The organism is Frankia sp. KB5, from assembly GCF_002099325.1.
Lineage (GTDB): Bacteria > Actinomycetota > Actinomycetes > Frankiales > Frankiaceae > Frankia > Frankia casuarinae.
This window is the reverse complement of the sequence record NZ_MRUJ01000110.1, coordinates 1-6256: the sequence shown is the minus strand read 5'-3', so window position 1 is coordinate 6256 and position 6256 is coordinate 1. Positions and strand designations below refer to the sequence as shown.

General features: G+C 69.9%; 6 protein-coding genes and 1 pseudogene. 4 read left to right on the top strand and 3 right to left on the bottom strand.

Annotated features, from left to right (window positions below; all coding sequences use genetic code 11):
* Positions 1–134 precede the first annotated feature (134 nt).
* Positions 135–734, top strand: a complete 600-nt coding sequence (recR, locus tag KBI5_RS12215) for a recombination mediator RecR (protein WP_011434735.1) — start codon at positions 135–137, stop codon at positions 732–734.
* A 107-nt stretch (positions 735–841) separates the two neighbouring features.
* Here recR and KBI5_RS12210 read toward each other — a convergent pair whose 3' ends face one another.
* Positions 842–1450 (bottom strand): hypothetical protein, encoded by a 609-nt coding sequence (locus tag KBI5_RS12210; protein WP_023840124.1) that lies wholly within the window; start codon positions 1448–1450, stop codon positions 842–844.
* Positions 1451–2056: 606 nt separating this feature from the next.
* Here KBI5_RS12210 and KBI5_RS12205 point away from each other — a divergent pair.
* The gene (locus KBI5_RS12205) at positions 2057–2509 is read left to right on the top strand and encodes a hypothetical protein (protein ID WP_085015286.1); all 453 of its coding nucleotides are present in this window, start codon (positions 2057–2059) and stop codon (positions 2507–2509) included.
* Positions 2510–2654: 145 nt separating this feature from the next.
* Here the strand turns inward: KBI5_RS12205 and KBI5_RS12200 are convergent, their stop codons facing one another.
* Both KBI5_RS12200 and KBI5_RS12195 read right to left on the bottom strand, forming a co-directional pair.
* Positions 2655–3653, bottom strand: coding sequence for a zinc-dependent alcohol dehydrogenase family protein (locus KBI5_RS12200; RefSeq protein ID WP_085015285.1), 999 nt, complete (start codon positions 3651–3653; stop codon positions 2655–2657).
* Positions 3654–3666: 13 nt separating this feature from the next.
* Positions 3667–4251, bottom strand: a complete 585-nt coding sequence (locus KBI5_RS12195; protein WP_085015284.1) for a TerD family protein — start codon at positions 4249–4251, stop codon at positions 3667–3669.
* Positions 4252–4550: 299 nt separating this feature from the next.
* On the opposite strand from KBI5_RS12195, the gene KBI5_RS12190 reads away from it, so the two are divergent.
* Positions 4551–5819 (top strand): aspartate kinase, encoded by a 1269-nt coding sequence (locus tag KBI5_RS12190; RefSeq protein WP_085015283.1) that lies wholly within the window; start codon positions 4551–4553, stop codon positions 5817–5819.
* 109 nt (positions 5820–5928) lie between these two features.
* Positions 5929–6256 (top strand): annotated as a pseudogene (locus tag KBI5_RS12185) (aspartate-semialdehyde dehydrogenase); the annotation flags it as partial.

Below are 6256 nucleotides of genomic sequence, written 5' to 3'. Positions count from 1 at the left end.
CGGCAGGTCCGGGTGGCGCCGACGGACTCGGTGGACTCGGTGGACTCGGTGGCCTGCTGTCCGGTGGCGGCCTCGGAGGCCCGCTTCCGGGTGGCCCGGGCCTTCCCGGGCTCGGCTGACAACCGGCGGCACCGGTGTACGAGGGCATCGTCCAGGATCTGATCGACGAGCTCGGGCGGCTGCCCGGCATCGGTCCCAAAAGTGCCCAGCGGATCGCGTTTCATCTGCTGGCCGCCGACCCCGTGGACGTCCGCAGGCTGGCCACCGCCCTGACCGAGGTCAAGGAGAAGGTCCAGTTCTGTCGGAGTTGCTTCAACGTGGCGCAGTCGGAACTGTGTCGGATCTGCTCCGATCCCCGCCGCGATCCGAGCTCGATCTGTGTGGTCGAGGAACCCAAGGACGTCGTGGCGATCGAACGCACCCGCGAGTTCCGGGGGCGGTACCACGTGCTCGGGGGCGCGATCAATCCCATCGGCGGTGTCGGTCCCGACGACCTGCACATCCGGGAACTCGTCGCCCGCCTGGCGGACGGCACGGTGACCGAACTGATCCTCGCCACCGATCCGAATACCGAGGGTGAGGTCACCGCATCCTACCTGGCCCGGCAGATCGCTCCGATGGGCCTGAAGGTCACCCGCCTCGCCAGCGGCCTGCCCATGGGCGGTGACCTCGAATGGGCGGACGAAGTGACCCTGGGACGCGCCTTCGAGGGACGCCGCGTCGTCAGCGCCTGACACCCCGGCCTGCTGTCACCCGGTCCCACCCCGAAGCCACCCGGCTCCACCGGTCCGCCACCGGGTCCGCCGGTCCGCCACCGGGTCCGCCGGGGCCGCTGCAGCCGCTAGAACCCCAGGATGGGGGCATAAGCCGAGCTGGGAATCGAGGCCAGGGCCAGCAGGACCACGCTGACGTCAAGGTGGTCGGCCTCGGCACTGAACACGGCGTGTAATCCTCTGGTGCGGTAGATCCGTACCTCGGGATCCCGGACGACCTGTACTCCGAAGACGTTCGTCGCCCGTAGCCACCAGACCCGCCCGGCCGCCCGGACCCTGACCTGACGGGCGTCCCGGCGCAGCCCGGTCGTGAGCCGGGCGAGTCGGGTGGCCGGCAGGCAGGGCTGATCCAGATAGCCGATGATGTCCCGGTCGGAGCCGTGCACCACCAGCCGGACCGGCCGGGCCGCCGAACCCGGCTCGACGAGGTCGGCCTCCGCCGCGATCTCCCGGTCCCGCGGATACATCTCGGCCGCCCAGATCCCCTCACCGTGCAGGACCCGTTTACCCTGCGGGCCAGCCCCCGGATGGCCGCGGGGCACCATGCCGCCGATGATCCGCCCGGCCCCTTCCAGCCGCCACGCGACGGAGACGACCACCCCCGACGGCACCGGCGTGGCCAGGTCGCAGACGGCTGGTAGGTGGCACATGCGTAGATCACGGACGCGCCTATCCATCCACACCGCTCAGGTCTCCAGCGCCGCGGTGCCCCGGACCCACGCCGCCGCGGTGCCCCGGACCGCCCGGCGAACCGCCATCCTCACCGGAGGACATCCCGGTAGCTTCCCGCACCAACGCCACCCAAACCTCAAAATTGATCACTCTGAGTTATCTCCTTCACGCTACAGCAGCCCTTCATCCATGGATTGCCGCCGAGTCGCTCCGCTACGCGCCCAGATGCTACGAGGCGCGCCGATCTACCCATGATGCRCATTCGCCCGAGCATCTGCGCGGGCATTCGACGAATTCGTCGGCTCGCGCGTCGGCGTGGGAATCGGSCGGAGCATCGACGAACGCATCGAGACGGGCGRCAGCAAGAGCATCCAGAGAAAGGTGGGACGGCGTCCGCGCGCACCTTCGCGCGAGCATCGGACACCCGGATCCGATCCCGGGAGCGGTGGTACCCGCGCCCCCAAACACGGAGACCACCGGGCGACCACTGATGGTGACCACCGGAAGGCCCCACCATCACCCCGCGGTACGCATCCTCCAATCGGGACGTCAGGGTAGGGGGTACCCGGCGAACGCTCTGCCGTCCGTCTGCCACCAGGAGGTCCTGAAGCATGATCATCAGTTCACATGTCGGGGCGGGCGCTTTCGTGGGCATGGCGATCCGGCACCCGGTGTCCGCCCTCGCCGCCGGCTTCGTCTCACACCTGGTCATGGACGCGTTGCCCCACTGGGGAACGGGTCCGAACACCGAGCCGGAATGGTTGCCGATCGCACGCAAGGACGGCGTGGCGGGACTCGCGGCCATGGCCTTGTTGABGGCGTCCGCCCCCGCCGGGCGCCGACTCGCCGTCCTCGCCGGCATGACCGGTGCCTGCCTACCGGACACCGACAAGGTGGGCCGGTACTTCGTCGGGGTGAGTCCCTGGCCGAGCCGGTTCGACCGTTTCCACGAAGCGATCCAGAACGAGGCCCGACACCGCCTGCCGCGCGAGATTGCGACGGCCGCCGTACTGACCACCGCGGGCACCCTACTCCTGCGCCGACTCGCGACCCGCGGCGACTGAACGCGGAAGCTCAGCGCGCATCCCCCGGCAAGGTCGCCAAACCTCCGGGCCCTTCCGGATCCCGGGCCCTTCCGGATCTACGAACCAGATCCGGAAGGGCCGGCATCGGCAGGAAGGCCCGGCACCGACAGGACAGGCAAAACGGTCAGGGCAGCAGCACGGCCGCGCCGGTGACCCGGTCGGCGGCGAGGTCGGCGAGGGCCCGGTCGGCCGCGGACAGCGGGTAGGGCGACACGGTCACCGCGAGCCGGTGCTCGGCGGCGATCGCCAGGAACTCCTCACCGTCGGCGCGAGTGTTGGCGGTCGTGCTGCGTACGGACCGTTCCTGGAACAGATGGTCGGAGTAAACGAGCGGCGGGATGTCGCTGAGGTGGATGCCCGCGATGGACAGCGTGCCGCCACGGTCGAGCGCGGCGAGCGCCACCGGCACCAGGTCACCCACCGGGGCGAAGAGCACGGCCGCGTCCAGCGGCTCGGGCGGTGCGGCATACGCCTCGCCCGCCGAGGCGGCGCCGAGTTCCAGAGCAAGCTCGCGGGCCCGCGCCGAGCGCGTCATCACGTGGACGGTGGCGCCCTGTGCGATCGCCACCTGGGCGGCGAGATGGGCGGACGCGCCGAACCCGTAGATGCCGAGCCTCCCGCCGGGCGGCAGCTCCGCCCGGCGCAGCGCCCGGTAGCCGACGATGCCGGCGCACAGCAGCGGGGCAAGCTCCGCATCGCTGTAGCCGTCGGGCAGCCGGTAGGCATAGTCGGCGCGCACGCAGGCGTACTCGGCGTATCCGCCGTCGACATCCCATCCGGTGTAGGTCGAGGCCGGGCAGAGGTTCTCCGCTCCGCGCCGACAGTACCCGCAGGTCCCGTCGGTCGAGGCCAGCCAGGCGATGCCCAGCCGGTCCCCGGTGCGCACGCCGCTCACCCCCTCGCCAACCGCGTCGACCCGTCCGACGACCTCATGTCCGGGCACGGTGCGCGGTCGGTGCGGCGGGAGATCACCCTCGGCGAGGTGCAGATCGGTACGGCAGACTCCGCAGGCGTCGACGTGGACCCGAACCTGGCCCGGCCCTGGCCGGGGCACGGGCAGCTCGGCCGGGCGCAGCGGGCGGGTGCTCATCGGCCCGGGAGCGACTACTTGYCAGGCACGCATCCGCTCGGGTAGCTCAGATGTTGACGCCATGATCACGAGCCAGACCACCAAGGTCATTGTGGCCCTGGCCGACGGCGCGGAACTTCCAGTCGGCGCCGTTGCGGTAGACCTCACCGAAGATGACGACGGTTTCGGTGGAGTAGTCCTCGGACAAATCGTAGCGGACCAGCTCGTTTCCGCCCTGGTCGACCACGCGGATGTAGGCGTTGCGCACCTGGCCGAAGTTCTGGTTCCGGTTCACCGCGTCGTAGATGGAAACCGGAACGATAATCCGGTCAATGTCGACTGGAACCAGTGCAAGGTTGATGATAACGGACTCGTCGTCCCCCTCGCCCTGTCCGGTCAGGTTGTCACCGGTGAGCGTGATCGCCCCCTCGGGGGACGCGAGGTTGTTGAAGAAGACGAAGTAGCCGTCGTTGAGGACCTTGCCGTCCGCCCGGACGCCGATGGCAGAGGCGTCCAGGTCGAAATCGGTCCCGGTGGTCGTGCGGGCGTCCCATCCGAGCCCGACGTTCAACGCGGTGAGCTGGGGGGTRCCGGCCTCGGCGGCCTGCTTCGTGAGGCTGACGTTGCCGCCCTTGRCAAGGCTGACTGCCATTGAGGATCGTCCTTCCTGAGCTGGTCCTCGGCGTCGGGGACCATCGCGTGGACCGCGTGCGTCGCAGTCGGTCATACGGGTGAGCCGGTCGTACGGGTGAGTCGGTCATACGGGTGAGCCGGTCGTGCGGATGTCATCACCCTGGCACACCGGAAGGAATACGCCCAGCACCCCGTCGCCGGGGCGACATCGTCCCGGCGGCGGAAAAGGGACACCGGACCAGATCCGGGCAAGGCCGCCGAGCAAGGGCGACGGGCGGCCGCGCTCGGTCAGCGGCCGCGCTCGGTAACCTGGCTGCCATGGCGCTCTTGGTCGCGAAGTTCGGTGGGTCCTCCGTTGCCGACGCGGACCGCATCAAACGAGTCGCTGAGCGAATCGTGGAGAACCGGCGGGCCGGCAACGACGTCGTCGTGGTGGTCAGCGCGATGGGTGACACCACCGACGAACTTCTCGATCTGGCCGAACAGGTCTCGCCGCTTCCGCCCGCCCGGGAGCTCGACATGCTGCTCACCGCCGGTGAGCGAATCTCGATGGCGCTGCTGGCCATGGCGATCACCACCCTCGGCGCCGAAGCCCGCTCGTTCACCGGCTCCCAGGCCGGAGTCATCACCGACTCGGTGCACGGCAAGGCGCGCATCATCGACGTTACCCCCGGGCGGATCCGCGCCGCCCTGGACTCCGGCGCCATCGCGATCGTCGCGGGCTTCCAGGGTGTGAGCCAGGACACGAAGGACATCACCACGCTCGGTCGAGGCGGCTCGGACACGACCGCGGTGGCGCTCGCTGCCGCGCTGGGAGCAGACGCCTGCGAGATCTACACCGATGTAGACGGCGTGTTCACCGCCGACCCGCGCATCGTCCCCGACGCCCGCCGCATCGACACGATCTCTTATGAGGAGATGCTGGAGATGGCGGCGTGCGGCGCGAAGGTCCTCATGCTGAGGTGCGTCGAGTACGCCCGCCGTTACAGCGTCCCCGTGCATGTCCGATCGTCCTTCTCTGMGAAGCCGGGCACGTGGGTCACCGAGATTCCGGAGGAACAGCTCGTGGAACAGGCCATCATCCGTGGGGTCGCGCACGACCTCAGCGAGGCGAAGGTGACGGTCGTCGGATGCCCGGACAAGCCCGGGGTGGCGGCGGCGGTGTTCCGGGCCGTGGCGGACACCGACGTCAACCTGGACATGATCGTTCAGGTCGGCTCGGTCGCCGGGTCGGGGCGGACGGATATCTCGTTCACCCTGCCCAAGGCGGATGGACGTACCGCGCTCACCGCGCTCACGAAGGTCCAAAGCGAGATCGGCTTCGAGCGCACCCTCTACGACGACCACATCGGCAAGCTGTCGCTGATCGGCGCGGGGATGAAGTCGCACCCGGGGGTGTCCGCCCGGTTCTTCGGCTCCCTCGCCGACGCGGGGGTCAACGTCGAGATCATCTCCACCTCTGAGATTCGCATCTCAGTAGTGGTGCGCGACACCGACCTCCCGCTCGCCGTGCGGGCCGTGCACGGCGCCTTCGACCTGGGTGACCCGAACGGCGGGGCGATCGTGTACGCGGGAACCGGACGATGACGTTGGCGACGTCGTGGGTCCTCGAGACGGCGGCACACCGCGGCAGCTGGACACGCCGCGGCAGCTGGACACGCCGCGGCGGCACAGTGGCGAATCAGGAGGATGGATCGTGACGAGCAACGAGGCGGGCCGGCGACCGACGCTCGCAGTGGTGGGGGCGACCGGCGCGGTCGGCACGGTGATGCTGTCGCTGCTCGACGAACGCCCCGGCATCTGGGGAGAGATCCGGCCGATCGCCTCGGCCCGATCCGCGGGACGGACGGTACGGGTGCGCGGCGCGGACGTCGTCGTCCAGGCCCTGGCACCGGAGGTCTTCGACGGCGTGGACGTGGCCGTGTTCGACGTTCCCGACGAGGTCTCCGCCCGGTGGGCACCGGTAGCGGCGGCCCACGGCGCGGTCGCGGTCGACAACTCCGGCGCGTTCCGGATGGACGCCG